General features: G+C 74.1%; 27 protein-coding genes and 1 tRNA gene. 15 read left to right on the top strand and 13 right to left on the bottom strand.

The genetic code is table 11. The features are described 5' to 3' along the window. Nucleotides 1–9 precede the first annotated feature (9 nt). The 4 genes from IE305_RS11240 to IE305_RS11225 all read right to left on the bottom strand — a co-directional run bounded on the left by IE305_RS11240 (nt 10) and on the right by IE305_RS11225 (nt 3,846). Nucleotides 10–1,086, bottom strand: coding sequence for a glycosyltransferase family 2 protein (locus IE305_RS11240; RefSeq protein WP_190129356.1), 1,077 nt, complete (start codon nt 1,084–1,086; stop codon nt 10–12). Continuing rightward, the gene (locus tag IE305_RS11235) at nt 1,083–1,922 is read right to left on the bottom strand and encodes a glycosyltransferase family 2 protein (protein WP_190129355.1); all 840 of its coding nucleotides are present in this window, start codon (nt 1,920–1,922) and stop codon (nt 1,083–1,085) included. Before IE305_RS11235 ends, IE305_RS11240 begins: the two co-directional genes overlap by 4 nt. Nucleotides 1,923–2,333: 411 nt before the next feature. Continuing rightward, entirely contained in the window at nt 2,334–3,428 is a 1,095-nt protein-coding gene (locus IE305_RS11230; RefSeq protein WP_190129354.1) for a GNAT family N-acetyltransferase, read from the bottom strand. A gap of 1 nt (nt 3,429) precedes the next feature. Further along, on the bottom strand, nt 3,430–3,846 hold the full coding sequence (locus IE305_RS11225; protein WP_229890807.1) for a hypothetical protein: 417 nt from the start codon (nt 3,844–3,846) through the stop codon (nt 3,430–3,432). Between the two features lie 327 nt (nt 3,847–4,173). On the opposite strand from IE305_RS11225, the gene IE305_RS11220 reads away from it, so the two are divergent. The 4 genes from IE305_RS11220 (at nt 4,174) to IE305_RS11205 (ending at nt 8,000) form a co-directional block, all read left to right on the top strand. After that, on the top strand, nt 4,174–5,013 hold the full coding sequence (locus IE305_RS11220) for an SGNH/GDSL hydrolase family protein (protein WP_190129353.1): 840 nt from the start codon (nt 4,174–4,176) through the stop codon (nt 5,011–5,013). Nucleotides 5,014–5,325: 312 nt separating this feature from the next. Continuing rightward, entirely contained in the window at nt 5,326–5,601 is a 276-nt protein-coding gene (locus IE305_RS11215) for a hypothetical protein (protein ID WP_190129352.1), read from the top strand. 196 nt (nt 5,602–5,797) lie between these two features. Further along, nucleotides 5,798–7,123 (top strand): alpha/beta fold hydrolase, encoded by a 1,326-nt coding sequence (locus IE305_RS11210; protein WP_190129351.1) that lies wholly within the window; start codon nt 5,798–5,800, stop codon nt 7,121–7,123. 265 nt (nt 7,124–7,388) lie between these two features. Next, nucleotides 7,389–8,000, top strand: a complete 612-nt coding sequence (locus tag IE305_RS11205; RefSeq protein ID WP_190129350.1) for a hypothetical protein — start codon at nt 7,389–7,391, stop codon at nt 7,998–8,000. Between the two features lie 42 nt (nt 8,001–8,042). Here the strand turns inward: IE305_RS11205 and soxR are convergent, their stop codons facing one another. Both soxR and IE305_RS11195 read right to left on the bottom strand, forming a co-directional pair. Then, entirely contained in the window at nt 8,043–8,489 is a 447-nt protein-coding gene (soxR, locus tag IE305_RS11200; protein ID WP_190129349.1) for a redox-sensitive transcriptional activator SoxR, read from the bottom strand. A 30-nt stretch (nt 8,490–8,519) separates the two neighbouring features. Beyond that, nucleotides 8,520–9,137 (bottom strand): TetR/AcrR family transcriptional regulator, encoded by a 618-nt coding sequence (locus IE305_RS11195; protein WP_190129348.1) that lies wholly within the window; start codon nt 9,135–9,137, stop codon nt 8,520–8,522. A 120-nt stretch (nt 9,138–9,257) separates the two neighbouring features. Between IE305_RS11195 and IE305_RS11190 the strand changes: the two genes are divergently transcribed. The 4 genes from IE305_RS11190 to IE305_RS11175 all read left to right on the top strand — a co-directional run bounded on the left by IE305_RS11190 (nt 9,258) and on the right by IE305_RS11175 (nt 12,700). After that, nucleotides 9,258–9,776 carry a DUF2165 domain-containing protein gene (locus IE305_RS11190; RefSeq protein WP_190129347.1) on the top strand — a complete coding sequence of 173 codons (519 nt, stop codon included), beginning with the start codon at nt 9,258–9,260 and terminating at the stop codon, nt 9,774–9,776. Nucleotides 9,777–9,863: 87 nt separating this feature from the next. Further along, complete coding sequence (gene hmgA / locus IE305_RS11185) at nt 9,864–11,195, top strand: homogentisate 1,2-dioxygenase (protein ID WP_190129346.1); 1,332 nt, start codon at nt 9,864–9,866, stop codon at nt 11,193–11,195. After that, complete coding sequence (locus IE305_RS11180; RefSeq protein WP_190129345.1) at nt 11,192–11,995, top strand: GntR family transcriptional regulator; 804 nt, start codon at nt 11,192–11,194, stop codon at nt 11,993–11,995. The genes hmgA and IE305_RS11180 overlap by 4 nt, the downstream gene beginning before the upstream one ends. A gap of 93 nt (nt 11,996–12,088) precedes the next feature. Beyond that, complete coding sequence (locus IE305_RS11175; protein WP_190129344.1) at nt 12,089–12,700, top strand: TetR/AcrR family transcriptional regulator; 612 nt, start codon at nt 12,089–12,091, stop codon at nt 12,698–12,700. 14 nt (nt 12,701–12,714) lie between these two features. On the opposite strand, the gene IE305_RS11170 is transcribed toward IE305_RS11175, so the two are convergent. Both IE305_RS11170 and IE305_RS11165 read right to left on the bottom strand, forming a co-directional pair. Then, the gene (locus IE305_RS11170) at nt 12,715–13,686 is read right to left on the bottom strand and encodes an endonuclease/exonuclease/phosphatase family protein (protein WP_190129343.1); all 972 of its coding nucleotides are present in this window, start codon (nt 13,684–13,686) and stop codon (nt 12,715–12,717) included. Between the two features lie 31 nt (nt 13,687–13,717). Then, a complete protein-coding gene (locus IE305_RS11165) occupies nt 13,718–14,656 on the bottom strand; it encodes an MBL fold metallo-hydrolase (protein ID WP_190129342.1) in 939 nt (312 codons plus the stop codon). Nucleotides 14,657–14,747: 91 nt separating this feature from the next. Here IE305_RS11165 and IE305_RS11160 point away from each other — a divergent pair, with 91 nt between their 5' ends. Further along, nucleotides 14,748–15,671, top strand: coding sequence for an NADP-dependent oxidoreductase (locus IE305_RS11160; protein ID WP_190129341.1), 924 nt, complete (start codon nt 14,748–14,750; stop codon nt 15,669–15,671). An 18-nt stretch (nt 15,672–15,689) separates the two neighbouring features. Here the strand turns inward: IE305_RS11160 and IE305_RS11155 are convergent, their stop codons facing one another. Together IE305_RS11155 and IE305_RS11150 are read right to left on the bottom strand one after the other, a co-directional pair. Beyond that, complete coding sequence (locus tag IE305_RS11155) at nt 15,690–16,214, bottom strand: NUDIX domain-containing protein (RefSeq protein ID WP_229890804.1); 525 nt, start codon at nt 16,212–16,214, stop codon at nt 15,690–15,692. A gap of 51 nt (nt 16,215–16,265) precedes the next feature. Beyond that, entirely contained in the window at nt 16,266–17,150 is an 885-nt protein-coding gene (locus tag IE305_RS11150) for a DMT family transporter (RefSeq protein ID WP_190129463.1), read from the bottom strand. Nucleotides 17,151–17,480: 330 nt separating this feature from the next. Here IE305_RS11150 and IE305_RS11145 point away from each other — a divergent pair, with 330 nt between their 5' ends. Then, the gene (locus IE305_RS11145) at nt 17,481–18,443 is read left to right on the top strand and encodes a hypothetical protein (RefSeq protein WP_190129339.1); all 963 of its coding nucleotides are present in this window, start codon (nt 17,481–17,483) and stop codon (nt 18,441–18,443) included. Between the two features lie 44 nt (nt 18,444–18,487). Then, nucleotides 18,488–20,059 carry an APC family permease gene (locus tag IE305_RS11140; RefSeq protein WP_190129338.1) on the top strand — a complete coding sequence of 524 codons (1,572 nt, stop codon included), beginning with the start codon at nt 18,488–18,490 and terminating at the stop codon, nt 20,057–20,059. Here the strand turns inward: IE305_RS11140 and IE305_RS11135 are convergent. Together IE305_RS11135 and IE305_RS11130 are read right to left on the bottom strand one after the other, a co-directional pair. Then, nucleotides 20,056–20,469 carry a (2Fe-2S) ferredoxin domain-containing protein gene (locus tag IE305_RS11135; RefSeq protein WP_190129337.1) on the bottom strand — a complete coding sequence of 138 codons (414 nt, stop codon included), beginning with the start codon at nt 20,467–20,469 and terminating at the stop codon, nt 20,056–20,058. The two genes, IE305_RS11140 and IE305_RS11135, sit on opposite strands and share 4 nt — an antisense overlap. A 68-nt stretch (nt 20,470–20,537) precedes the next feature. Continuing rightward, a tRNA-Leu gene (locus tag IE305_RS11130) sits at nt 20,538–20,625 on the bottom strand. A gap of 240 nt (nt 20,626–20,865) precedes the next feature. On the opposite strand from IE305_RS11130, the gene IE305_RS11125 reads away from it, so the two are divergent. From IE305_RS11125 to IE305_RS33670, 3 genes are all read left to right on the top strand, one after another. Then, nucleotides 20,866–22,197, top strand: a complete 1,332-nt coding sequence (locus IE305_RS11125) for a M20/M25/M40 family metallo-hydrolase (RefSeq protein WP_190129336.1) — start codon at nt 20,866–20,868, stop codon at nt 22,195–22,197. 161 nt (nt 22,198–22,358) lie between these two features. Next, nucleotides 22,359–22,592: a chaplin gene (locus IE305_RS11120; protein WP_190129335.1), complete on the top strand. Its 234-nt coding sequence runs from the start codon at nt 22,359–22,361 to the stop codon at nt 22,590–22,592. A gap of 160 nt (nt 22,593–22,752) precedes the next feature. Then, a complete protein-coding gene (locus IE305_RS33670) occupies nt 22,753–23,646 on the top strand; it encodes a chaplin (RefSeq protein ID WP_190129334.1) in 894 nt (297 codons plus the stop codon). A 115-nt stretch (nt 23,647–23,761) separates the two neighbouring features. Here the strand turns inward: IE305_RS33670 and IE305_RS11110 are convergent, their stop codons facing one another. Next, entirely contained in the window at nt 23,762–23,950 is a 189-nt protein-coding gene (locus IE305_RS11110; protein ID WP_190129333.1) for a DUF5703 family protein, read from the bottom strand. A 47-nt stretch (nt 23,951–23,997) separates the two neighbouring features. Here IE305_RS11110 and IE305_RS11105 point away from each other — a divergent pair, with 47 nt between their 5' ends. Continuing rightward, nucleotides 23,998–24,720: a hypothetical protein gene (locus IE305_RS11105; RefSeq protein ID WP_190129332.1), complete on the top strand. Its 723-nt coding sequence runs from the start codon at nt 23,998–24,000 to the stop codon at nt 24,718–24,720. Nucleotides 24,721–24,733: the final 13 nt, after the last annotated feature.

Below are 24,733 nucleotides of genomic sequence, written 5' to 3'. Positions count from 1 at the left end.
GCGTCGCTCTCACGCCGCCACTCCTTCCCCCGCGGCCGCGGCCGCGGGTGGTGCGGTGGGGGTGGCCACGGCGAACCGGCCGCCGCCGCGCCGGGCGCGCAGGGTGCCCAGGGCGTAGCCGCCGGCCGCCGCGGCGACGCCGGCCACGATGGCGCCGGCCCGGCCGGCGCCCCCGGGCCGGCGCAGCACCGCGTCCCGCAGCCCGCGGGCGACCCCGGCGGGGAGCACGCGCGTGGTGTAGCGGCGCTCGCTCTCCAGGCCGGCGCGCGCCCCCACGCTGTGCGCCACCAGGGCCTTCGAGACGCCCTCGGCGTACGCCCGGGTGCGGAAGTAGCGGAACTGCTCGCGGCCCGGGGGCACCCGGTGGTGGATGACGGAGCGGTCGTCGATGAGGAGCACGGCGTCCGGCAGGGCCTTCGTCAGCCGGATGCACAGCTCGGTCTCCTCGCCGCCCAGCGGCAGCCGCCGGCCGTCGCGGCCGATGCCGCTGGCGAAGCCGCCGACGGCCTCCAGGGCCGAGCGGCGGAACGAGGCGTTGCCGCCGAGGACGTTGCGCACCCGCACGCGGCCCGGTGGCAGGCCCCGGTACGTGCAGCCGACCACCCAGTCGAACTCCTCGGGGAACCAGGCCGGGCGCCGGCGCGAGGCCCACACCGGCTGGGTGCGGCCGCCCACCGCCATCACCCGCGGGTCGGCGTAGGCCTCGGCGAAGTGCAGCAGCCAGTCCCGCTCGGCCACCGCGTCGTCGTCGAGGAAGGCCACCACCTCGCCGCAGGAGGCGGCCACGCCCGTGTTGCGCGCGGCCGACAGGCCGCGCGGCCCGGCGTTGGCCAGGACCCGGACCGGCTGGGCGCCCCCGCCGGCCCCGCCGGCGCCGTCGTCCCCGTATGCCTTGGCGAGGCGGCGGAGCAGCGCGGGGTTGTGATCGACGACGAGCAGCGTCTCCAGCGCCGGGTAGGACTGGTCGCGGACCGAGGCCACCGCGGCGAGGATGTCGTCCCAGCGGTCCTCGGTGTAGACGCAGACGACCACGGAGACGCCCGGCGGGCCGGAGCGGCCCGCCGGGGCGGAGGACGGTGGCGTCACGACACGTCCCCGTGGTTCGCGGTGGGGGCCAGGGCCAGGGCCAGGGGCCGCGGCCGCCGCCGGGAGCGGCGGGGCGTGCCCCGCTCGCTCAGGATCACCTTGAGCACCCGCAGCCCGTCGCGGACGGCGCGCAGGTTGCTGGTGCCGTGTATGCGCACGAACTCGTGGCTGGGGATCTCCTGGACCCGCAGGCCGGCCTTGACGACTCTGATGTTCATCAGCGTCTCGACCTCGAAGCCGGCGCAGTCCAGGGCGATCGCGTCGAGGCAGCGCTTCCAGAAGGCGTTGTAGCCGTAGCACAGATCCGTGTAGCGGGCGCCGAACTTGTAGTTGACCAGCGCGGTCAGGACCCGGTTGCCGAGCCGGCGGATCAGCGTCATGTCGTCCGTGCCACCGCCGTTGGCGAAGCGGGAGCCCTTGGCGAAGTCGGCCCCGCCCACCAGGGCGGAGACATAGCTGACGATCTCGGCGCCGTCCGCCGAGCCGTCCGCGTCCACCATGACGACGATCTCACCGGTGCAGGCGGCGAACCCGGTGATCAGGGCGTCCCCCTTGCCCTTGCCGCGCTGCTCGACGACCTTGACCTCCGGGTACAGGTCGCGGGCGACCCGGACGGTGTCGTCGGTGGAGTTCCCGTCGACCAGGACCACCTCGTGGATCCAGGCCGGCAGGGTCTTGAAGACGTACGGAAGGTTCTCCGCCTCGTTCATGGCGGGAATGACGACGCTGACCGGCGGCGCTATGGCGAACTGCGGAGTCACCGGCCGGTAGCGACCGGCTGTCTCCGATGTGTCGGGATCCTCTTCACCGGCCGCCGGCCGCAGGAACGCACTCATGGGTCTTCTTTCCCTCTCGGTCCGGTGGACCGCCCGCCCGGAGCGGTCCGATCGTCTGTCCGGTTCGAAAAGGGGGTACTCGTCCGGCCGGCACGGTGGCGGCCGCCGTGGGGCGGTCTCCGTGTCGGCAGGGCGAGTTGGCACGTAACACCGGTCGCGCGGCACGCGACTCGGCATGGGTGAAACGGCCGAGCGCGGCACCCCCTGCCGCGCAACCCGCCCCGGCTCCCATCGCGACGCTGCTGAAGCCCTCCCCGGTGCCGCTTGGACATGATGGGCCGATGCGGGTAGATGTACGACGGTATTGAAGCTTGAGACTGTATGGCAAGAGGTGGGGCGGAGACTCCTCCTTTGGTGTTTTTTGCGCCTCTGCACCCCCGGGGGAGCCCCCGCGCCCTTGACGGGCGCTTGTCAGCCGCCCGCGCGCAGCCGGCCCACCTGCTTGAGCAGCCGGTCGGCCGGCTCGAACAACTCCGGCCGCGACAGCACGGCGTTGCGCAGGGCCCGCACCGGGGCGCGGCGGGCCCGGTGGCCCAGGGCGACCGGGCTGTTGCGGGTCACCCAGCCCTCGAACACGCTCAGTTCGCGCGTCTTGAGGGAGTCCTTGTACTCCTTCTCGCCCCGCCCCAGGTCCAGGTAGGCCATGCCGTCGGCGGCCGCCCCGCCGGCCATCCGCAGGTGCAGCACCAGGCCGGGGGAGTACTTGGCGAACCGGGGGTCGTAGGCGGGGAACCAGCAGGCCAGCACCGTCCGGGAGCGCAGCCCGAAGTGGGCGGCCACCGGCCTGCCGCCCGCGTAGAGCACGGACAGCAGGCCGGAGCAGTCGGCCGTGCGGGTGTGGAACAACTGCTCGACCAGGTGCGCTATCCAGGGGCGCGCAAAGCGGTCCGCGCGCCCGGTTCTTCGGTACTGCGCCGACTTCCAGGAGGTCAGCGTGCGCAGCACCGCCGGGTCGCGCTCGTCGTGCACGTAGCGCACCTCGCCGGCGTCGCGCGCCAGCCGCCGCTCCTTGGCGAGCGTGGTCCGGGTGAACTTGGGCGACTGCGCGCGCAGGGCCGCCAGGTACTGGTCGAAGCCCTGGTCGACGTCGATGACGGGGGAGGGGTACGCGCTCGAGGCCGCCGCCTCGAACGGCTTCTGGCCCTCCACCAGGTGGTCGAACTCCCACAGCGACAGCCCGCACGCCTGGAGCAGCTCGCGGGCGTCCCACTGGAAGCCGGGCCGGTGCACCAGCCCCTGGGCGTCGGAGACGCCCATCCCGATGGCCCGGCCCACCCCCAGCGCGGTGCGCTGGTGGGGGAAGAAGGCCACCGGCTCCCCGTCCTCGCGGACCACCGCGATCCGTGTACCGCGCCGGCAGCGGCCGACGGCGAGGGTGAACTCCGGGGCGAGGAAGGGGTTGGCGAGCTGGGGCGAGCCGTCCGCCACCGCCCGCTCCTGCAGGGCCGACCAGGCCGCCCGGTCGGCCGCGGTGAGCTCACCGGGCCGGTACACGCTGATGTCCACGTCAGGAAGCCCGACTTCTCGCGGCGCGGCCGCGGTGCCGCCGCGCGTGGGCCAGCAGGAACGCCACGAGACTGAGGGCCGCCACGGCGGCCACCCCGCCGCGGACCGTCCAGGCGTGCAGGGCCAGCATGGTCTGGGCCACCAGCAGGTCGAGCGCGACCGCCCCGCCGGTGGCCACCACCGCGCGGCTCAGCGGGTCGAGGCCGCGCAGGGCGGCGGCCAGGGCGCACGCGGGCGCGGCCACCAGGAAGAAGAGGGTGAACGGCGCGCGCACGGGTGAACCGATGTCGAGGAGCGCCAGTGCGCCCCCCACCCCGGCGATGGCGGCCGCGGCCCCCGCGACCACGGGGAGTGAGTCCGCGGCGAGCCACCGCTCGCGCCCTCTCTCCCGCTCCCCGCCCCGGACGTCCTGCTCCACCCCGGCACCTGTCCCCTCGGTCCCCTTGGTGTGCTCGCGGCCGGCCGGATCAGTGGAGCCGGTAAAACCCTGAAACCTCTGCATTGGCGACTTTGCCCCCCGAAGCGCCGGATGCCGGGCTTCAATGTCGCGCAGTCGGCAGGACCCGTCAAGACATGACGACCGCGTGTCAGTCAACTGAACGTTGACAAAAAGACGTTGAGGACTTGCCGGGGCCGGGGCGGGCCCGAACGGCCAGGGGTCATCGAATTTTGTCATGGACACTTCCTTGAAGCGCGGCGTGTTGCTACCACAGAGGTGGCCGAAACCCTTGCTACAGGAGATTCCATGCACACACCCCCCAGATCCCGGCTCGCGGGTGCCGTCTCCGCGCTCGCCCTCGCCGCCACGTTCGCCCTCGGCGGGGCCGGCGCCGCCGCCGCCGGCGAACGCCAGGCGGCCGGCCCCTCCTACGTCGCCCTCGGCGACTCCTACTCCTCCGGCACCGGCGCCGGCAGCTACGACCCCGCCGGCGGCGACTGCAAACGCAGCTCCAAGTCCTACCCGGCCCTGTGGGCCGCGGCCCACTCCCCGTCGAAGTTCTCCTTCGCAGCGTGTTCCGGCGCCCGGACGAACGATGTCCTCAACGGCCAGCTCGGCCCCCTGAACTCCGGCACCGGCCTGGTCAGCATCAGCATCGGCGGCAACGACGCCGGCTTCGGCGACACCATGAGCACCTGCGTCCTCAACTCCGACCAGGCCTGCCTGGACCGGATCGCCACCGCCCGCACCTTCGTCAAGAACGAGCTGCCCGGCCGTCTCGACACCGTCTACAACGCCATCCGGGCCAAGGCGCCCTCCGCCAAGGTCGTCGTCCTGGGCTACCCCCGCTTCTACAAGACCGGGGTGCTCTGCGCCGGCCTGAGCGACACCAAGAGGCAGGCCATCAACGGCGCCGCCGACCTCATCGACTCCGTCATCTCCCAGCGCGCCGCCGCCCACGGCTTCGCGTACGGGAACGTCACCACCACCTTCGCCGGCCACGAACTGTGCTCGGGCAGCGCGTGGCTGCACAGCGTGACCTTCCCGGTGGACGAGTCGTACCACCCGACGGCCGCGGGCCACGCGGGTGGTTACCTGCCGGTGATGACGTCGGCCGCGAGCCGGCTGGCGGGCGTCCGTCCCTGAACGCGGCGGGCCACCGTCTCCCGGGCACGTCGGCACCCCGGGGGCGGGAGGGGGCGCGGCCGCCGGCCGCGCCCCCTCCTCCCGCAGAGCGAACCGGACGAAACTCCCGCGCCGGAGCGCGACGGAGCGTGATTTCCCCCGCCCCCGTGGCGTATTGTCCATGCCTGCGCGCGCACCGCCGAGCGGATTCCCGCCGCCTTCGTCAACAGCCTTGACGCGGTGGTGAATCCGTCACGCGAATGCGCGGGTGACGCGATGGGGCGATAGGGTTACCCTGCCTGGGCCGGGTGCCTCGTACGGGTGGGGAGTCTCATGGATCAGATAACTATGCGCAGCAGGCCGCGGGTGCCTGCCATCAACTGCGGCACGGGTGCGTCGAGTGCGCGCCTGGACCGTCACCTCGCGGTTCTCGGCGGGCCCGCCCTGCCGCAGGGCGAGGTGGAGGGCGCCGCCGTCCTGATGCGCGAGCTCACGTCGCGTGACCGGGCACGGGCCGGCGAGAGCCTCAGCCAGAGCCGTACCGCCCGGGTCTCCCTCTTCGCACCCCTCCGGCGGCTGCGCCGCTCGCTGTTCGGCAACCACGCCTGACCCGGGCCCGGCCGCCCTCTCCCCGGGGCCGGCCGGCTCCGCGCACCCGTACCCGGCCCCCGCCCCGCCCGGCACACGACGAGCACATCTGAGCGGACGGTCACCCCCCGGCGGTCAAACAGTCCTACAAAGGCTGGACACCCCCTCTTGACGGCAGGAAGATGCGCGCACATCCGGCCGTATACAGGGGGACGCCATGGACGGGATACGTGTCGCGCCGTACGCCGAGCTGACCTTCGACGCCGAGGGCGGCGTCGCCCGGGACGAACTCGACGCGCTGGTCGCCACGGTGACCGGAGCCGGCCTGACGGACCTCGTGGTCTTCGCGCACGGCTGGAACAACAACCGCTCCCTCGCCAGGAGCCTCTACGGTCGCTTCTTCGACCCCTTCCCCGAGGTCCTCGCCGCCCTCGGCGGCACCGCGCGCCTCGGCTACGCCGGGGTGATCTGGCCGTCGATGCGCTTCACCGACGAACGCCTCGCCGACCTCCCCGTCCTCCCCGACGGGCCCCGCGCCGCCGCCCCCCTGCCCGCCGGCGCCGGTCTGCCCGCCGGCACGCTCGACGCCCTCGCCGCCGTCCTCCCCGCCCACCGCGCGGCCCTCGACCGCATCGAGGTGCTGCTCTCCCGCGGCCCCGGCGACCCCACCCCCGCCGAGCTGGCCGAGTTCGCCGGGCTGGCCCGCCGGCTCGCCACCGCGCCCGGCCCGGCCGACCACGACCTGGAGCCGCCCACCGGCCCCGACCCGCTGCCCGCCGTCCTCACCGAGGACCCCCACGAGCTGTGCACCCTCTTCACCGAGGCCCTGACCACCGCGAGCGCCGCGGAAGGCGACGACGCCCTCCTCGGCGGCCTGCCCGGCACCCTCTGGCGCGGCGCCCTGGAGCTCCTGCGCCAGTGCTCGTACTGGGAGATGAAGCGGCGCGCCGGCCAGGTCGGGCAGCGCGGCCTCGGCCCCGCCCTGGGCGTGCTGGCCACCGCAGCGCCGGACCTGCGGGTGCACCTGGTGGGGCACAGCTTCGGCGCCCGGCTCATGTCGTTCGCCGTGGACGCCCTGCCGGAGCACGCGCGGGGCGTGCGCTCCCTCACGCTGCTCCAGGGCGCCTTCTCGCACTACGCGTTCACGCCGCAGCTGCCCTTCGCCACCGGCCGCGGGGGCGCGCTCCGGGGCGCGCCGGCGAAGGTGCGCGGCCCCGTGCTGTGCTGCCACTCCCGGCACGACCTGTCGCTGTCGCTCCTCTACCCGCTGGCGTCCCGCATCTCCGGCGACGACAGCACCCTGCTGGGCCTGGGCGACCGGCGCTGGGGTGCCCTCGGCCACGACGGCGTCCAGGACGTCGGCGGCACCGTGACCCTCGACCTGGCGCACGCCCTGGCGGGCCCGCTGCCCGCCTCGGGCTGCGTCAACGTCGACGTCTCGGCCGTGGTGCGGCGCGGCGGCCCGCCGGCCGGCGCGCACAGCGACATCTGCCACGGCGAGCTGGCCCGGCTCGTCCTGCTGGCCGGCGGCCTCGTCCGCTGACGGACACCGGCACCGCCGGCACCACCCGCACCGCCGCTCCGCCGGACGCCCGGCGACGAGGATCCGCCACCTTCTCCGCCACCTTCGCGGATCCCCACATCCACACGCCCGGCCGGGGTAGCAGTGCGGGAGTCGGCGTGCCCCGCCCCCGGGCGGATCCCGGAGAAACCCGATGGATCCGATCGGCGGCGCGTTACGTCCCTTCCATGTCGAGCTGTCGAGCTCCTCGTCGAGCCGAGTCCGCACCACCGGAGGTGGGATTGCAGTGGCAGGTTTCAGAGCACTGGCCCGAGAAGTACGCAATCCGCGCAATACCATCGCGCTGCGGCGCACCTGCCTGCGCAAGTGCCTGGAGCGCTTCGCGCCCTACGGGCACCGCGCGACCTGGCGGCACCTGTGTGCCCGCGCGGGCCTCGACCCCGACGACCGCGCCCCCGACCCGGCGCGCCTGCTGACCGCGCTGGCCGAGCTGGAGGAGGCGCGTGAGGTCTGGCTGGCCTACGAGGCGGAGTTCGCCGGCCGCCGCCGCATCGAGAAGCACGGCGGGGTCCGCCAGCCCAGCGCCGTCGACGACTGGCACCGCAACACCTGGGGCGGTTGCGACATCGTGCCGTGCGCGTCGCCCGACCACCAGCCGGAGCTGCGGCTGGCCGAGGTGCTGCGCCGGGTGATCCGGGCCATGGAGTCCCACCCCGGCCACGCCTGCCCCGTCTGCGGCCAGGACCGCATCGAATGGCGCACCGACCTCGAGCGCTGCCCGCTCCAGGGCCCGGTCTGCACCGACTGCGGCATCGTGGTGCCCGTGTCCGTCCTCACCCCCGCGGCGCTGTCCGCGGCCCGTCGACGCGCCCTCGCCGGGCGGTTCGCGACGGTGTGAGGGCGCTCCCCGGGAGCCTCCCGGGGAGCGCCGTACGGCGGTTCAGCCCAGCAGCGAACCGCTGCCGTGGGCGCCGATGAGGTCGTCGGGGTTGGACAGCGCACACCGGTCCAGGGACAGGCAGCCGCAGCCGATGCAGCCGTCGAGGAGGTCGCGGAGCTTCGTCAGCCGGGCTATGCGCTGGTCCAGCTCCTCGCGCCAGGTCTCGGACAGGTGCGCCCAGTCCTCCCGGTTGGGCGTGCGCTCCTCCGGCAGCCGGGAGAGCGCCTCCCGGATCGTGGCCAGCGGGATGCCCACGCGCTGGGAGGCCCGGATGAAGGCCACCCGGCGCAGCGCGTCACGGGTGTAGCGGCGCTGGTTCCCCGAGGTGCGGCGACTGCTGATCAGCCCTTTGGACTCGTAGAAGTGCAGGGCGGAGACGGCCACCCCGCTGCGCGCGGAAAGCTGGCCGACCGACAGTTCTTGGACCTTGGTGGAAATCTGCGGCACCCTGCGACCTTACGCCAGGCGGTCCGCGGCTCACGCACCGTCGTCGCACCCCACCATGCGCAGCGCGAGGCCGGCGTACAGCTCGCCGACCTCCTCGGGCGTGCGGGGCCCGTCGGCGCGGAACCAGCGGGCGACGTCGATGCAGAGCGAGAGCACCGCCAGCGTCGTGCCGCGCACGTCGGGCACGCGGAACGCCCCGGCCGCCACGCCGTCCTCGACGATCTGCCGTACGGCCGCCTCGGAGCTGCGGCGCAGCGCGACGATCTCGGCGTGGTGCTCGGCGGACAGCGCCCCGAGCTCGTACTGCACCACGCGCGCGGTGGTGTGGTGCTCGGCGTGCCAGCGCACGAAGTCGCGCACCGCGCGGGCCAGGCGCTCCGCGGGGGTGCCGTCGCTCGCGCGGGCCCGGTCGAGGATGCCGAGGGCGAGCCGGTGGCCCACGCCGCTGATGCGGTGGAGCAGCTCCTCCTTGGTGCGGTAGTGGATGTAGAGGGCCGCGGGGCTCATGCCGGCGCGGGCGGCGATGTCACGCGTGGTGGTGGCGTGGTAGCCGCGCTCGGCGAACGCCTGCACGGCGGCGGTCAGCAGCCGCCGCGCGGTGTCGGGCGTCACGTCGGCCCACTCCTGCGGCCGCGGCTGCGTCTGCATGCTGTGCCCCGCTCTCCGGTGCGACGGTATGACAGCTCACCCTACCGCCGCCTGAGCGGGCGCTCAGCGGGCGTACCGGCCGCAGGCGTACCGTCCCCGGACCCCGGGCAGCATGGCCCTATGACCGCTGAGCGCACGCTGCCGGCGGCGGCCCTGGCGCTGACCGCCACGGTGGCGGTCTCCACGGCGCTCGTCGCCTTCGGCAACATCACCGACTTCGGTACCAACGAGGAATTCGTCCGCCACGTCCTGGCCATGGACACCACCTTCCAGGACCCCGACCTGATGTGGCGCGCCATCACCGACCACGCCCTCCAGGACGCCGTCTACGTGGCGATCATCGCCTGGGAGACGGCCGCCGCCCTCGTCCTGCTGGCGGCCACCGTCCAGTGGGTGCGCGGGCTGGCCGGGCGCACGCTCGGCCACGGCCGGGCCCGGCGGCTCACCACCGTGGGGCTGGTGATGCTGCTGCTCCTGTTCGGGCTGGGCTTCATGGCCATAGGCGGCGAGTGGTTCGCCATGTGGCAGTCGTCCAAGTGGAACGGGCTCGACGCCGCCACGCGGGAGGTGCTCCTGGCCGGAATCACCCTGCTGCTCGTCCAGCTCCCCTCGCCTCGATGGGGCGTGGGCGTGCCGTAGCGGAACGCCGCCCCGGGATTCCATTGACGTGCCCCGCCAGGAATCCTACGGTCTTCCATAGGAATCCGTCGGCGGTGGGAGCACGCGATGAGCGGTACCGGTAACGAGCAGGCACGCAAGACCGCCGAGGCACTGGACCATCTGTCCGGCTTCGGCAACGAGCACAGCAGCGAGGCCCTGCCCGGCGCGCTGCCGGTCGGCCGCAACTCCCCGCAGCGCGCCCCGCTCGGCCTCTACGCCGAGCAGCTGAGCGGCTCCGCCTTCACCGAGCCCCGGCACGCCAACCGCCGCTCCTGGCTCTACCGCATCCGCCCCTCGGCGGCCCACCCGCCCTTCACCCGCACCGACAACGGCGCCCTGCGCGGCGCCCCCTTCACCGAGACCGTGCCCGACCCCAACCGGCTCCGCTGGGACCCCCTGCCCGAACCGCCGCGGGGCACCGACTTCCTGGCCGGCCTGTGGACCCTCGGCGGCAACGGCGACGCCGCGCAGCGCACCGGCATGGCCGTGCACCTCTACGCCGCCGACACCTCCATGACCCGCGTCTTCGGCGACTCCGACGGAGAACTGCTCATCGTCCCCCAGCAGGGCGGGCTCCTGCTGCGCACCGAGTTCGGCCTGCTGCGCGCGGAGCCCGGCCACATCGCCCTGATCCCGCGCGGCGTCCGGTTCCGCGTCGAGCTCCTCGACGCCACCGCCCGCGGCTACGTCTGCGAGAACTACGGCCGCCCCTTCGTCCTCCCCGACCTCGGCCCCATCGGCGCCAACGGCCTCGCCAACCCCCGCGACTTCCTGGCCCCCGTGGCCGCGTACGAGGACGTCACCGGCCCGGTCGAGGTCGTCAACAAGTTCTGCGGCAACCTCTGGTCGGCGACCTACGACCACTCGCCGCTGGACGTCGTCGCCTGGCACGGCAACCACGTGCCGTACGTCTACGACCTGCGCCGCTTCAACGTCCTCGGCAGCATCAGCTACGACCACCCCGACCCGTCCGTCTTCACCGTCCTCACCTCGCCCTCCGACACCCCCGGCCTCGCCGGCGTCGACTTCGTCGTCTTCGCGCCGCGCTGGCTGGTGGGCGAGGACACCTTCCGGCCGCCCTACTTCCACCGCAACGTGATGAGCGAGTACATGGGCCTCATCGAGGGCGCCTACGACGCCAAGACCGGCGGGCAGGGCGGCTTCGTGCCCGGCGGCGGCTCCCTGCACAACATGATGAGCGCCCACGGGCCCGACCGGGACACCTTCGAGCGGGCCAGCTCCGCCGACCTCGTCCCGCAGAAGATCGACGACGGGCTGGCCTTCATGTTCGAGACCCGCTGGCCCGTCACGCTCACCCCGGCCGCCGCGACCGCCGACCACCTGCAACCGGAGTACGACCGGGTGTGGCAGGGTCTGGAGCGCCACTTCCGTCCGTGACGCCGCCGGTCCGCCGGGCCGCACCTTCCGCCGGAGCACCCGTGACCCCGCAGAGCACCTTCGCCCCCGACTCCCTCGCGCTCAACCGCAAGCTGCCCCTGTGGTACCAGGTCTCGCAGTCGCTGCGCGCCTCCATACTCGGCCGCCGCCCGCAGGACCCGCTGCGCCTGCCCACCGAGGACGCCCTCGCCGAGCACTACGGCGTCAGCGTCCTCACCATGCGGCAGGCACTGAAGGAACTGGAGGCCGAGGGGCTCATCAGCCGGCACCGCCGGCGCGGCACCTTCATCGAGGCCGGCGCGCGGCAGGGGGCGCCCGTCCGGCTGCTGGGCTCGGTGGACGCCATCGTCGCCCAGCAGTCCGGCGAGCCCACCACCGTCCTCGGCCACGGCCCCTGCCCCGTCCCCGCCGAGCTCGCCGAGCACTTCCCGGACCTGACCGAGGCGGTGGCCTACCGCCGGCTGCGGCACGACGCCGACGGCGGCGAACCCACCAACTGGGCGGAGAACCTCGTCCGCCCCGACCTCGCCGCCCGCATCGACGTCGCCGACCTCGCCCGCTGGCCCATGACCAAGGTGCTGCGCGACACCGTCGGCGTGCGCATCAGCCGCATCACCGACACCGTCGAGGCCCGCCTGGCCGACCCCGAGACCGCCCGGCTCCTCGACGTCCCGCTGCTCAGCCCGATCCTGCACTACACCGGCGTCACCTACGACGACACCGGCCGCGTCGTGGACGTCGCCCGCATCCGGTACCGGGGCGACCGCTTCTCCTTCACCGTCACGCTCGACGCCCACTGACCACCGGCCCGCGCGCGGTGGCAAGATCCTGCGACGAAGGCCGCGCGCCCGTCCGGCGCGCACGGCACAGACGGCGGAAGGCGGGTGGCGGCGATGACGACCAGAACGGTGGCGGCCGGGACCACGGACCACAGCCGCAGACCGGTGCCGCGGCGGCTCCTGGCCGCCGCCACCCGGCTGTTCGCGGAGCGCGGCTACGACCGCACGTCCGTCCAGGACATCGTGGAGGCCGCGGGCGTCACCAAGGGCGCCCTGTACCACTACTTCGGGTCCAAGGACGACCTGCTGCACGAGATCTACGGGCGGGTACTGCGGTTGCAGCAGGAGCGGCTCGACGCGCTGGCGGGTGCCGACGCCCCCGTGGAGCAGCGGCTGCGGGACGCGGCGGCCGACGTCGTCGTCACGACGGTGGAGAACCTCGACGACACCACCATCTTCTTCCGCTCCATGCACCACCTCTCACCCGAGAAGCTCCGCCAGGTGCGGGCCGAACGCCGCCGCTACCACGAACGGTTCCGCGCCCTGGTGGAAGAGGGCCAGCGCACCGGCGTGTTCAGCACCGCCACCCCCGCCGACCTGGTGGTGGACTACCACTTCGGCTCCGTCCACCACCTCGGCAACTGGTACCGGCCCGACGGCGAGTTCGGCCCCCGGCAGGTCGCCGACCACCTCGCCGACCTGCTGATGCGGTCCCTGCGGCCGTAACGGGCCCGCGGCCGTCAGTCCTTGACGGAGACGGTGACGGTGCCGGTCAGGATGCGGTGGTCGGAGCAGAGGCCGCCGCCGCACTGGGTGGACGGGGCCAGCGAGTCGGCCCCGTACGCGCCGGCGATCCGGTCCTCGCGGACGAAGACGAAGTCGATCTTCTGCCCGGTGCCGCACGGGCCCGCCGCCTCGGGGACGACCGTGCTGACGGTCGACTCCCCGTAGCCGTGGCACTCGGCCGGGTCGTCGTCGTCCAGCTCGTGGTAGTGACCCGTGTTGCGGCCGTTGTACGGGGTGTTCACGGCGGACGAGTAGACGTCGTCCATCCGCCCCCAGTCCGGCTCCATGTTGAAGTCGCCGGCGGTGAGGACCGTGTCGCCCCCGCGGTAGTAGCCCTCCAGGCGGTCGCGGACGAAGTCCAGCTGGGGCTTGCGGTACGCGTCCACGTACGTCAGGTGCGTGGCGCAGAACTTGACGTGCGGCTGGTCCTTCAGGCCGGCGCAGAGCAGCTTGCGCTTCTCCCGCTTGCCGTCGTCGGGCAGCGCGAACCGGTCCGCGACGCCCAGCGGCCGCTTGCTGAAGACGGCGATGCCCAGCTCCTCGCCGCCGCACACCGCCGTCTTCGCGGGGTACGTGCCCTCGAACCGCGCGAAGTTGGCGTCGTCCACCGGCCAGTGCGCGGCGCGCAGGGTGTCCACCAGCGCGCGGTACTGGCTTGCGCACAGCTCGTTGAGGGCGACGAAGTCGGCGTCGCGGTTGAGGATCGACGTGGCGGCGGCGTTCACCATGCCGTTCGTCGTCGAGTTGTGGTTCATCGCGTCGCCGGCCACGTTCCACTGCCAGACCGTGTAGGTGGCCGTGGAGGTGCCGCCGTCCGCAGCGGCGGACGGCGCCGCGGCCGGGCCCAGCAGGGCCAGGACCGCGGCGGGCAGGGCCCGTACGGCCCGTGCCGCTCTTGTCGCTTTCGTCGCTCTCCAGGTGCGCATGTTTCCCCCCGTGGGTGTCGGTCGAGACGGCTCAGGCGTGACAGAGCAGAGGACGCCCGCCGTTCATCTCCATCATGTCGGCCGACACCGCCACCACGTCCAGCGGGGCCCCCGGCGGCAGCCCCTCCAGTTCCGCGTACGCCCGGTGCAGATTGGCCACCAGGCGCTCGCTCTCCTGGAGGGCCGCGAACTCGCCCAGGTCCGCGGCCCGGGCCGTCTCCAGCGGGGTACGGCCCGCCGCCCGCCCCTCGCGCGCCAGCTCCTGGACGAACCGCAGGTACGCCTCGACCGGCTCGTACGCCTCCGGCCCCGTCACCCGGCCGTGCCCCGGCACCACGACCTCCGCGTCCAGGCCGCGCAGCACCTCCAGCGCGCGCAGCGAGCCCGCCACGGACCCCATGAGGACGAACGGCGTGCCCCCGTGGAAGACCAGGTCACCGGTGAACACCACGCGCTGCTCCGGCAGCCAGGCGATGGTGTCGCCGACCGTGTGCGCCACGCCGGGGTGGATCAGGTGGATCTCGGTGTCCCCCACGTGGAGCGCGAGGCGGTCGGTGTACGTGAGGGTGGGCGCCGTGACCTCCACCTGCCCGTACTCCACCTCCGGCCACATCTGGTGCAGCTGGAGCCCGGCCTCCAGCGTCGCCCTCCGGCAGTCGGCATGACCGACGATCGTCGCCTCGGGGAAGACGCAGTTGCCGTACGTGTGGTCGCCGTGGTGGTGGGTGTTGACCACCGTGGCCGGCACCGGGGCGCCGGTGGCGAGCACCGCGTCGCGCAGCGCCCGGGCCCGGCGCTCGGTGGGCGCCGTGTCGATCAGCACGGTGCGCCGGCCGTCGCTGACGAACCCGGCGTTGTTCAGGCACCAGCCGCCGTCGGGCTGGATGTAGGCGGTCACCCCGGGGGCGACCGGGACGGTGTAGGGCTCGGTCGCCCCGGCCCCGGCGTCGGGCGTGCGCGAACGGGTCATCGGTGGTCCTCCGGCGGTTGCGCGGTTGCGTCGATCATGCGAAGTATGGCGAAGGGGGACGGGAGAGGACAGCGCGGACGGAGGCCGACCGGTGAAGGCAGTGAGCTACCGCTCCTACGGCGGTCCCGAGGTGCTGGAGTACGGGGACCTGCCCAAGCCCAAGGTCGGGCCCGACAGCGTGCTGGTCGAGGTCAGGGCCGCCGCGGTCAACCCGGTCGACTGGAAGGCGCGCGAGGGCCACCTCGACGGCATGCTCGACCCCGTCTTCCCCGTGGTGCCCGGCTGGGACGTGGCCGGCGTCGTCGTGGGCCTGGGCGCCGACACCCCCGAGTTCCGCGAGGGCGACGAGGTCGTCGGCTACGTCCGCGAGGACTTCCTCTCCCGGGGCACCTTCGCCGAGTACGTGGCCGCGCCCGTGCGCACCCTGGCCCCCAAACCCGCCGGCATGAGTTTCGAACAGGCCGCCGGGCTGCCGCTGGCCGGCCTGACCGCCTACCAGGCGCTGCGCGCCGCCCGCGTCGGCGAGGGCGACACGGTGCTGGTGCACGCGGCGGCCGGCGGCGTCGGGTCGATGGCCGTCCAGATCGCCCGGCACCTGGGCGCCCGCGTCGTCGGCACCGCCGGCGAGCACAACCACGACTTCCTCCGGTCGCTGGGCGCCGAGCCCGTCACCTACGGCGAGGGGCTGGCCGGGCGCGTACGGGCCCTGGCGCCGGGCGGCGTGGACGCCGTCCTCGACTTCGCCGGCGGCGGCACCATCGGCACGTCGCCCGACGTCACGGCGCCCGGCGCCCGCCTGGTCTCGATCGTCGACCCGGCCGTGGCCGCCCTGGGCGGCCGGCTGCTGTGGGTACGGCCGGACACCGCCGGGCTCGTGGCCCTGTCCCGGATGGCCGAGCAGGGCGTGCTGACGGTCGAGGTCGCCGAGGTGTTCCCGCTGGAGAAGACTGCCGACGCGCACCGGCTGAGCGCCCGGGGCCACACCCGCGGGAAGATCGTCGTCAGGGTGGACTGAGCCCGGGGGAGCGGTTGCTCAGGCGCCGGCCCGGCGGTGCTCCCGCAGCAGCCGGTACGCCTCCACGCCGTCCGGCGTGAACTCCCACTCCTCCAGCCGCCGGCCGAGCTCCTCCTCGGTGAGGAACCCGTACCAGGCCACTTCCTCCTCCTGGGGCTTCACCGGAAGGTCGCAGCGGACCTCGTAGACCGCGCTCCACCAGCTGTGCTCGGGCGCCTCGTAGAGGAAGCGGAACAGGGGCGTGGGGGCCGGCAGGCCGCTGACGCCCAGCTCCTCCTCGGCCTCGCGCAGCGCCGCCGCGTCGTACTCCTCGCCCGCGCCGACCACGCCGCCCACGAACATGTCGTAGTGGGACGGGAAGACGAGCTTCCGGTCGGTACGGCGGTGTACGAACACCCGTCCGGCCGCGTCGCGCACCAGGATGAAGGTCGAGCGGTGCCGGAGCCGGCGCGCATACGCGTCGGCCCGGCGGGCCTGCCCCACCACGCGGTCCTGCTCGTCGACGATGTCCAGCAGCTCGTCCTGCGACAGGGGTTCGGTCATGACGCCATCCAACCCCATCCGGCCCTGCCCGGGCAGGCGCACGCCCCCGGCTCAGCGCGGCTGGAGGTCGTGCACCGGGCGGGGCCGGGGCGTGCCCGAGGGCATCGCCGGGTGCCGGCCGATGAGCACGATGCCGCAGACGATGGCCACCAGGCCCGCCACCTCCCAGGCCAGCGCCCCGGGCGTGGTGCGCAGCCGGTCGCCCATGAACCCCACGCCGCAGGCGATGCCGGCCAGCGGCTGGGCGGCGGTCAGCGCGGGCAGCGACATCCGCAGCGGTGCCGTCTCGAAGGCGCTCTGCACCATCACCAGCGCGGTGACGCCCAGGGCGAGCACCGCGTACGGCTGCCAGCCGGTGACCAGCTCCGCCCAGCCGCCGTGCGCGAAGCGTCCGCCGCTGACCCGTGTGAGGGCGTCCTGCAGCCCGTAGAGCAGGCCGGCCGCCACCGCCAGCAGGGCGGCCTCGGTGCTCATCCGCACCCGCTTGGAGACGGCCGCCAGCAGCAGCGCCGTGCCCACCATCACCCCGACCACCAGCCAGTGCCGCAGCGGGTCGGTGACGGTGGCCCCGCCATGGGGCCGGCCGGCCAGGACGAACGCGGCGACGCCGCCCGCCAGCAGCCACAGCCCGCCCCAGCCGCTGCGGCCCAGCGGCTGCTTGGTCTGCCAGCGGGAGAGGGCCATGGCGAACAGCAGGTTGGTCGCCATCAGCGGGTCGACCAGCGACACCTCGCCCCAGCTCAGCGCGGCGGCGCCCAGGCCCATGCCGCAGACCATCAGCGCGATGCCGGCCAGCCAGCGGGGCATCCGGGCCAGGTCCAGCAGCAGCCGCAGCGACAGGAAGTCGCTCATGGGCGCCCGCTGGGCGGCGTTCTGCTGGAACACGAAGCCGACGCCCAGGCAGCAGGCCGCACTCAGGGCGAAGACGAAGACCATCACGTCGCGCACCTCAAGACCTCGCGGTGGCGGAGACTTGCCCGGAGCCCCGGCCGGAGGCCGGCAGGAGGTCCGGAACGGGTCCTGACTGCTGACGATAGCCGCCCGGCGGGCGGCCCGGCTGCCGAGTACCCGCCTTTCCTCCGTTCAACCACCGGAAGCGGGGGACACGCACCCGCCCCCGGATTCCGTGCACCGGCCGGCCGGGCCGGACCGCCTTGACGCGGAGCCGTGACTACCGGTTTGCTGTGCGTGATCGACGAAAAATACGTTCGAGGATGTACCGAACCGGCGCCCGCAGGGGACGCACGCCGTGGAGGAAGCCCGCAGATGACGCCCCCGCTCCTGGGCCGCCACCGAGCCAAGGACGGGCCGGCCTTCGACCCGGCCCTCGACGACGCCGGCCTCGCCGCCGCCCGGGACGACCTCGTCCGCGGCCGCTGGTCCGCCGCCCGCCGCCTGCTGGCCCGCACCGGCGAGGACTGGGACCGCCGCGGCCACCGCGTCGTCGTCCTCGCCCGCGGCACCGCCAGCGCCGCCTGGGCCCGCGAGTGGCAGCTGGCCGAACCCGGCAGCGCCGACGCCGCCGTCCTGCTCGCCTGCGCCACCGTCTTCCGGGCCCTGCGCGGCCAGGACAGCCCCGGCACCGCCCGCGCCCTGTGCCGCGCCGCGGCCGCCATGGCCCCCCGCGACCCCACCCCCTGGCTCGCCGTCCTCCTCCTCGCCCGCGCCACCGGCGGCCACGACGAGCGGGCCCGCGCGTTCGACCAGGTCCGCGCCCGGCACCGGGCCCACCACCACGCCCACCACCTCATGGCTGCCTGCCTCGCCGAGCACCAGGAGGGCGACCACGACGACCCCCTGCACGAGGTGTACGACTTCGCCGCCTGGGCCGCCGAGCAGGCACCCCCCGGCTCGCCCCTGGCCCTGCTGCCCGTCGTCGCCCACGCCGAGCGCTACCGCGTCCTCGCCCGCGCCGGCCTCACCGACCCCGACCCCGCCCGCTCCGGCCACTGGGCCACCCCGCGCGCCCGCCAGGTCCTCCGCGCCGCCTTCGACTGGTGGCTGGAATGGGACACCGGCACCCCGGGCGCCACCGGCACCCACCCCCGGCGCCTCGTCGACCTCAACCACCTCGCCCACGCCAAGCACCACGAGGGCCGGCACGCCGAGGCCGCCGCCCTGCTCACCCGCATCGGCCCGCACGCCACCCGCGCCCCCTGGTCCTACCCCGACCGGGACCCGGCGGCCGCGTTCCGCGCGGCCCGCCGCGCCGCGCTCGGCGTCGCCTGACCGCCCGCCCGCCGCCGCCCCACCAGGGAAGGACCCACCCCACCATGCCCACCGGCCGCACCACCGACATCCGCACGTACAAGGGGCAGTCCACGGCGCGGTCCCGGGCGCACGGCCACGGGCAGAGACGGCGGCTGCGGGCCGGCCGGATCGGCACCCCCGGCCTCCTGGTGTCCGTCGTCGCCGCCAGCGCGCCCCTGATGTCCACCGCCGGCGTCATGCCGGCCACCTACGGCACCATGGGCGTCACCGCGCAACCCCTCCTCTTCGCCGGCCTCGGCCTCGTCCTCCTCCTGTTCACCACCGGCTACGCCGAGATGAGCCGCCACGTCCACAACGCCGGCGCCTTCTACGCCTACATCGCCCGCGGCCTCGGCGGCACGGCCGGCGCCGCCGCCTCCGTCGTCGCCCTCGTCTCGTACAGCGCCCTGCAGTTCGCCATCTACGGCATCTTCGGCTACGAGCTCTCCGGCCTCCTCGGGCAGCACCTCGGAGCGACCGTCCCCTGGTGGCTGCCCGCCCTCGGCGCGGTCGCCGCCGTCGGCGCCCTGGGCTGGCTGAAGATCGACCTCAGCGCCCGGCTCCTCGGCGTGCTGCTGCTCGCCGAATGCGCCATGCTGCTCGCCTTCGTCGTCGCCGGCACCGGCAGCCCGGGCCCCGACGGCCTCTCCTTCCAGGCCCTCTCACCGGCCGGGCTGCACAGCACCGCGCTGGGCGCCGCCCTCGGCCTCACCATGGCGTCCTTCGTGGGCTTCGAACAGGCCGCCGTCTACGCCGAGGAGACCAGCCGGCCGCACGTCACCGTCGCCCGCGTCACCCTGCTCGCCGTCACCTTCGTCGGCTGCTTCCTCGCCCTGGCCTGCTGGGCCGTCAGCGTGGCCGCCGGGCCCTCCCGCGTCGTGGCGGCCGCCCGCGACCTCGGCCCCGGCCTGCTCTTCACGCTCGCCGAGGACCGCCTCGGCACCGGCTTCACCACCGCCCTGCACGTCTTCTACCTGACCGGCATGTTCGCGGCGCTGCTCAGCTTCCACAACGTCGTCGCCCGCTACGCCTTCGCGATGGGCCGCGAGGGCCTGCTCCCCGCCGCGGTCAGCCGCACCTCGCGCACCAGCGGCGCCCCCGCGCACGGTTCCCTGCTGCAGAGCGCCGTGTCCCTGGCCGCCGTCGCCGTCTTCGCCCTCACCGACGACCGGCCCGGCGGCGACCCCACCACCCCCGTCCAGCGGCTGTTCGCGTGGATGGGTGCGATCGGCGCCCTGGGCGTCATCCTGCTCATGGCCGCCACGGCGGCCGCGGTGATCGCCTTCTTCGTCCGCCGCGGCGCGGCCCGCGCCCTGGCCCCGCGGCTGGCCGCCACCGCCGTCGCCGGCACCGCCCTGCTCGCCGTGGCCGTCCGCACCGTGGGGGACTTCCCCGCCCTGCTCGACGACGACCCCGTCCCCGGCCTGCGCTGGGCCCTGCCCGGCGCCATCGGCGCCGCCGTCGCCGCCGGCCTCGCGCACGGCCTCCTGCTCAAGGCCCGCAGGCCCGAGGTGCACGCCCGCATCGGGCTGGGCAACGAGGCGTTCCAGCTGGACCAGCTCGACCGGCTCGACCGGCTGGAACGCAACGGCTAGTCCAGCGCCTTGCCCACGCGCCGCGAGACGGTGAACGCGTACAGGTCCAGCACCCCGGGCGGCTCGGCCAGCCCGGGGCCGCCCGCCTTCACCCAGGCGGCGATGTCCGCCAGCGCCTCGTCGTCGTTGACCAGTCCCAGCCACACGGGCCGCCCCCCGGCCGCCCGCCCCGCCGCGGACGGCTGCACGACCACCACATTGGCCTGGTCGCACACGTCGAGGCACTCCGACGCCCGCACCACCGCGGCCCCGCCCAGCGCCCCCCGCAACCGCGCGATCTGCCCCGCGTGATCGACCCCCGGCACCTTCTGCGGATCACCGCAGCAGCACCCCCGGCACACGGTGACACGACAGGGTGCGGGCACAGCGGTCCTGGAGCCGCGGCGTCCGCGGGCGTCGTCGGTGATCATCGGGCGATCATACGTGCCGCCCACGCGCCGGAAAATAAGAAAAACCCCAGCTCAGCTGGGGTTTTCTCTGGTGTCCGAGGGGGGACTTGAACCCCCACGCCCGATAAAGGGCACTAGCACCTCAAGCTAGCGCGTCTGCCATTCCGCCACCCGGACTCGGTGTCGGTCTTCGCGGTGTTCCCCGCGGCGACATGGAAAACAATACCAAACATCCGAGGTGCTCGATCACGCCCCCGGCCCCTCCCGCAGGGCCATGATCGTTACGGCCGTGTGTCGGGCGGCCGCATGGCCCCCGGTGGCCTTGGGCAGCGGCCGGGAGAGGGGGAGGATGGCGGGGGAACCATGCCGTGGCCGCCCCGCCCGGGCCGCCGCGGCCGCACACCACGAGGAGGCAGCGTGAGCGAGTCGAGCCCGGCCACCGCCGGCCCCGGCACGGGCGAGCAGGAGGTCGTCGACCTCTGCCGCGACCTGATCCGGATCGACACCAGCAACTACGGGGACCACTCCGGGCCCGGGGAGCGGGCCGCCGCCGAGTACGTCGCCGAGAAGCTGGCCGAGGTCGGCCTGGAGCCACGGATCATCGAGTCGCACCGGGGCCGGGCCTCCACCGTGGCCCGCATCGAGGGCACCGACCCCTCCCGGCCGGCGCTGCTCATCCACGGCCACACGGACGTGGTGCCGGCCGACGCCGCCGACTGGACCCACCACCCGTTCTCCGGCGAGATCGCCGACGGGTGCGTGTGGGGCCGCGGCGCGGTCGACATGAAGGACATGGACGCGATGACGCTCGCCGTGGTCCGCGACCGGCTGCGCTCCGGCCGCCGGCCCCCGCGCGACATCGTGCTGGCCTTCCTCGCCGACGAGGAGGCCGGTGGCACGTACGGCGCCCGGCACCTGGTCGACCAGCACCCCGGGCTGTTCGAGGGCGTGACGGAGGCCATCGGCGAGGTCGGCGGCTTCTCCTTCACGGTCAACGAGAACCTGCGGCTCTACCTGATCGAGACGGCCGAGAAGGGCATGCACTGGATGCGGCTCACCGTCGAGGGCACGGCCGGGCACGGCTCGATGACCAACAAGGACAACGCCATCACCGAGCTGTGCGAGGCCGTCGCGCGGCTGGGGCGGCACGAGTTCCCCGTCCGCGTGACGAAGACCGTGCGGTCCTTCCTCGACGAGCTGTCCGACGCCCTCGGCACGCCCCTCGACCCCGAGGACATGGAGGCCACCCTCGCCAAGCTCGGCGGCATCGCCAAGATGATCGGCACCACCCTGCGCAACTCGGCGGCCCCCACCATGCTGGGCGCCGGCTACAAGGTGAACGTCATCCCCGGCCAGGCCACCGCGCACGTCGACGGCCGGTTCCTGCCCGGCTACGAGGAGGAGTTCCTCGCCGACCTCGACCGGATCCTCGGCCCCCGCGTCAAGCGCGAGGACGTGCACGCCGACAAGGCCCTGGAGACCAGCTTCGACGGCCGGCTGGTGGACGCGATGCAGTCGGCCCTCAAGGCCGAGGACCCCATCGCGCGCGCCGTCCCGTACATGCTCTCCGGCGGCACCGACGCCAAGTCCTTCGCCGACCTCGGCATCCGCTGCTTCGGATTCGCCCCCCTCCAGCTGCCCCCCGAGCTGGACTTCGCCGGCATGTTCCACGGCGTCGACGAGCGGGTTCCCGTGGACGGGCTGAAATTCGGCGTGCGGGTGCTCGACCGATTCCTCGACCAGTGCTGACCCGGCCCGCCATGGATTCCATCGCACCAGCCGCTGGGCGTATTTGGCGTTTTCTTAGCCGGAACGAGTGAACGCCCCGAGCGTCGCGTAGCCCTATTACCTCCCTGTCGTTACAGGTGTGCGGTCCGCGGCTGGGACCGCACGCCAACAAGGAGGAATCCATGCTCAAGAAGGTTGTCGCCGCTGCGGCTGCCACCAGTGGTCTCGTGCTCGTGGGCGCGGGCGTGGCTGCCGCGAGCGGGGGGGCCCAGGGGGCCGCGGTGAACAACCCCGGTGTTGTGTCGGGCAACGTCGTGCAGGTGCCCGTCGCGGTGCCCGTGAACGCCTGCGGCAACACGGTGAACGTCGTCGGTGTGCTGAACCCGACGTTCGGCAACGTCTGCATCAACAAGTGACGTTCTGCCTGATTCCGTGAGCTTTTGAGCCCGCGCGGCTCCGGAGGGCGTGCGGTGCCACGCACTCCGGGGCCGCTGGGCTTTCGACCGGGCATTCATCGCGCACGGACCGGCTGATCCGCGCGCGTTCGGCATGGCAAAAACAGAGGGGCAAGACGAAATGCGACAGGTCACCAAGAAGGGCCTGATCACGGTGGCCGCTGCGAGCGGCGTGCTCGCCGCGGCCGGCGGCTACGCGCAGGCGAGCTCGGGTGCCTCCGGCTCCGCCACCCATTCCCCGGGCGTCGCGTCCGGGAACACGGTGCAGGTCCCGGTGCACGTCCCGGTGAACGCCTGCGGCAACACCGTGAACATCATCGGGCTGCTCAACCCGGCCAGCGGCAACACCTGCGTCAACGGAGGCCAGGCGGGCGCCCACCACGGCGGCGGCCACGGCGACAACGGCCACGGTCACGGCGACAACGGCCACGGCAGCCACGGCGGCCACGGCGGCGGCGCCCAGGCCGACGGCGACGCGAGCGACTCGCCGGGCGTGGCCTCCGGCAACACCGTGCAGGTCCCGGTCGGCGTGGGCCTCAACGCCTGCGGCAACAGCGTCAACGTCGTCGGCATCGGCAACCCCACGCACGGCAACACCTGCGTCAACGACGGCGGCGTGCACCAGGGCGGCGGGCACCACGAGCCGCCGCACGGCGACCACCCCGGTCACCCGGGCCACCCCGGTCACCCCGGGCACCCCGGCCACCCCGGTGGCGGTGACCACCACGGCGGCAAGCCGGGCGAGGAGAAGCCCGCCCACCAGCCGCCGGCCCAGCACCCCGGCGGCCCCGCCGGCCACGTGCCGGGCGGCCACCCCGCCGCGCCCGTTCTGGACGTGAAGGACGCCCACCGGGCGCCCGCCACCGCCGGGCACGCGCCCGCGACCATGGTCGAGCAGGCCACCCAGCTCGCGCACACCGGTGCGGGCCAGGTCGGCGCGGCCGCCGCGGCCAGCGCGGCGCTGCTGGCCGGCGGCGCGGTGCTGTACCGCCGGGCCCGCGGCTCCCAGGGCTGAGCGATCCCGGAGGCGGGCCCCGCGCACACCGGCGCGGGGCCCGCTGCCGCGTTCCCGGCGCCCTCAGCGTTCCTGGCGTTCCCGGTGTTCCCGGGGCGCGGCCGTCACCGGGCGGTCACCATGTGGCACGGAGCTGGCGGATGATCCGCCGCCGCAGCCGCACCTTGCGGCTGCCGTCGGGGAAGAGGCGTAGTCGGTCCAACTCCCAGTGCCCGTACTCGGCGTGGTCGGTCAGCAGACGCGTGGCCGCCGTGCGGGAGACACCCCGGGGCACATACACATCACAGAATTCGTATTCCGGCATCGCATCTATTGTGCGGGAACGGGTCCGGTGCGGATAGCGTCTGCACTATGTCTGATGCTGCGCAGCCCACCGCTGCCGAGGTACGCGCCGCCGCCGAGGCGGTCAAAGCCGCTCTGGACCGTCACCTCGAGGCCGTCGAACGCCGGTCGGGGGAGGACGACCCGGCCGTCTACGCCGCGTTCAACGAGCTGGCCGCGACAGCCGAGGCGTACGACGAGCTGCTCTACGACACCTATGACGAGGTGACGCCCTTCGAAATCCCCGGCGACGACTCGCTGCCCGCCTACGCCGGGCCCGAGGAGCCCAGTGCGGTCAGCGTGCTGATCCGCAGGGACTACGCCGTCGTCGAACCGCAGCGCCTGATCGCCCAGGCACAGCGCGTCGCGGACCTCGACCCGGACGTCGACGCCGAGCCGGAGGCGGGCCGCCCCGGCGGCGCCGGCCAGGGCAGCGTGCACGCGGCGCTGGGCGTGGTCTTCGGCGAGTACGAACCGGACGAGATCGCCTCGCGGCACAAGGAGTTCGGCCTGGAGGAGGGCGACTCCACGCTGTGGGTGACGGCCGTCGACGAGCCGGCAGAACCGGGGGAGTGGCTCCCGGCCCCGTTCGACCAGGCCGATCCGCAGCGGGTCGTGTGCCGCTTCGACGTCAGCGCGGTGTTCGACGAGGAGGAGGACGACGCGGACGACGAGTCGGACGACGACGAGGACCTCGACCTGGTGGACGAGGACGAGGACGACGAGGGCTCGGGGCGCACGCGGAAGCGGTGAGCGCGCGGCGGTA

This window comes from Streptomyces mashuensis, assembly GCF_014654785.1.
GTDB lineage: Bacteria > Actinomycetota > Actinomycetes > Streptomycetales > Streptomycetaceae > Streptomyces > Streptomyces mashuensis.
Note: the sequence above shows the minus strand (reverse complement) of the source record. Positions and strands in the feature narration are given on the sequence as shown.

Bases quoted from the DNA above. Each gene is read 5' to 3' on its own strand.
- IE305_RS11235 (WP_190129355.1), bottom strand. From the start codon at position 1,922: ATGAGTGCGTTCCTGCGGCCGGCGGCCGGTGAAGAGGATCCCGACACA.
- IE305_RS11220 (WP_190129353.1), top strand. From the start codon at position 4,174: ATGCACACACCCCCCAGATCCCGGCTCGCGGGTGCCGTCTCCGCGCTC.
- IE305_RS11215 (WP_190129352.1), top strand. From the start codon at position 5,326: ATGGATCAGATAACTATGCGCAGCAGGCCGCGGGTGCCTGCCATCAAC.
- IE305_RS11210 (WP_190129351.1), top strand. From the start codon at position 5,798: ATGGACGGGATACGTGTCGCGCCGTACGCCGAGCTGACCTTCGACGCC.
- IE305_RS11195 (WP_190129348.1), bottom strand. From the start codon at position 9,137: ATGCAGACGCAGCCGCGGCCGCAGGAGTGGGCCGACGTGACGCCCGAC.
- IE305_RS11190 (WP_190129347.1), top strand. From the start codon at position 9,258: ATGACCGCTGAGCGCACGCTGCCGGCGGCGGCCCTGGCGCTGACCGCC.
- hmgA (WP_190129346.1), top strand. From the start codon at position 9,864: ATGAGCGGTACCGGTAACGAGCAGGCACGCAAGACCGCCGAGGCACTG.
- IE305_RS11175 (WP_190129344.1), top strand. From the start codon at position 12,089: ATGACGACCAGAACGGTGGCGGCCGGGACCACGGACCACAGCCGCAGA.
- IE305_RS11170 (WP_190129343.1), bottom strand. From the start codon at position 13,686: ATGCGCACCTGGAGAGCGACGAAAGCGACAAGAGCGGCACGGGCCGTA.
- IE305_RS11165 (WP_190129342.1), bottom strand. From the start codon at position 14,656: ATGACCCGTTCGCGCACGCCCGACGCCGGGGCCGGGGCGACCGAGCCC.
- IE305_RS11155 (WP_229890804.1), bottom strand. From the start codon at position 16,214: ATGACCGAACCCCTGTCGCAGGACGAGCTGCTGGACATCGTCGACGAG.
- IE305_RS11150 (WP_190129463.1), bottom strand. From the start codon at position 17,150: ATGGTCTTCGTCTTCGCCCTGAGTGCGGCCTGCTGCCTGGGCGTCGGC.
- IE305_RS11145 (WP_190129339.1), top strand. From the start codon at position 17,481: ATGACGCCCCCGCTCCTGGGCCGCCACCGAGCCAAGGACGGGCCGGCC.
- IE305_RS11140 (WP_190129338.1), top strand. From the start codon at position 18,488: ATGCCCACCGGCCGCACCACCGACATCCGCACGTACAAGGGGCAGTCC.
- IE305_RS11135 (WP_190129337.1), bottom strand. From the start codon at position 20,469: ATGATCACCGACGACGCCCGCGGACGCCGCGGCTCCAGGACCGCTGTG.
- IE305_RS11120 (WP_190129335.1), top strand. From the start codon at position 22,359: ATGCTCAAGAAGGTTGTCGCCGCTGCGGCTGCCACCAGTGGTCTCGTG.
- IE305_RS33670 (WP_190129334.1), top strand. From the start codon at position 22,753: ATGCGACAGGTCACCAAGAAGGGCCTGATCACGGTGGCCGCTGCGAGC.
- IE305_RS11110 (WP_190129333.1), bottom strand. From the start codon at position 23,950: ATGCCGGAATACGAATTCTGTGATGTGTATGTGCCCCGGGGTGTCTCC.
- IE305_RS11105 (WP_190129332.1), top strand. From the start codon at position 23,998: ATGTCTGATGCTGCGCAGCCCACCGCTGCCGAGGTACGCGCCGCCGCC.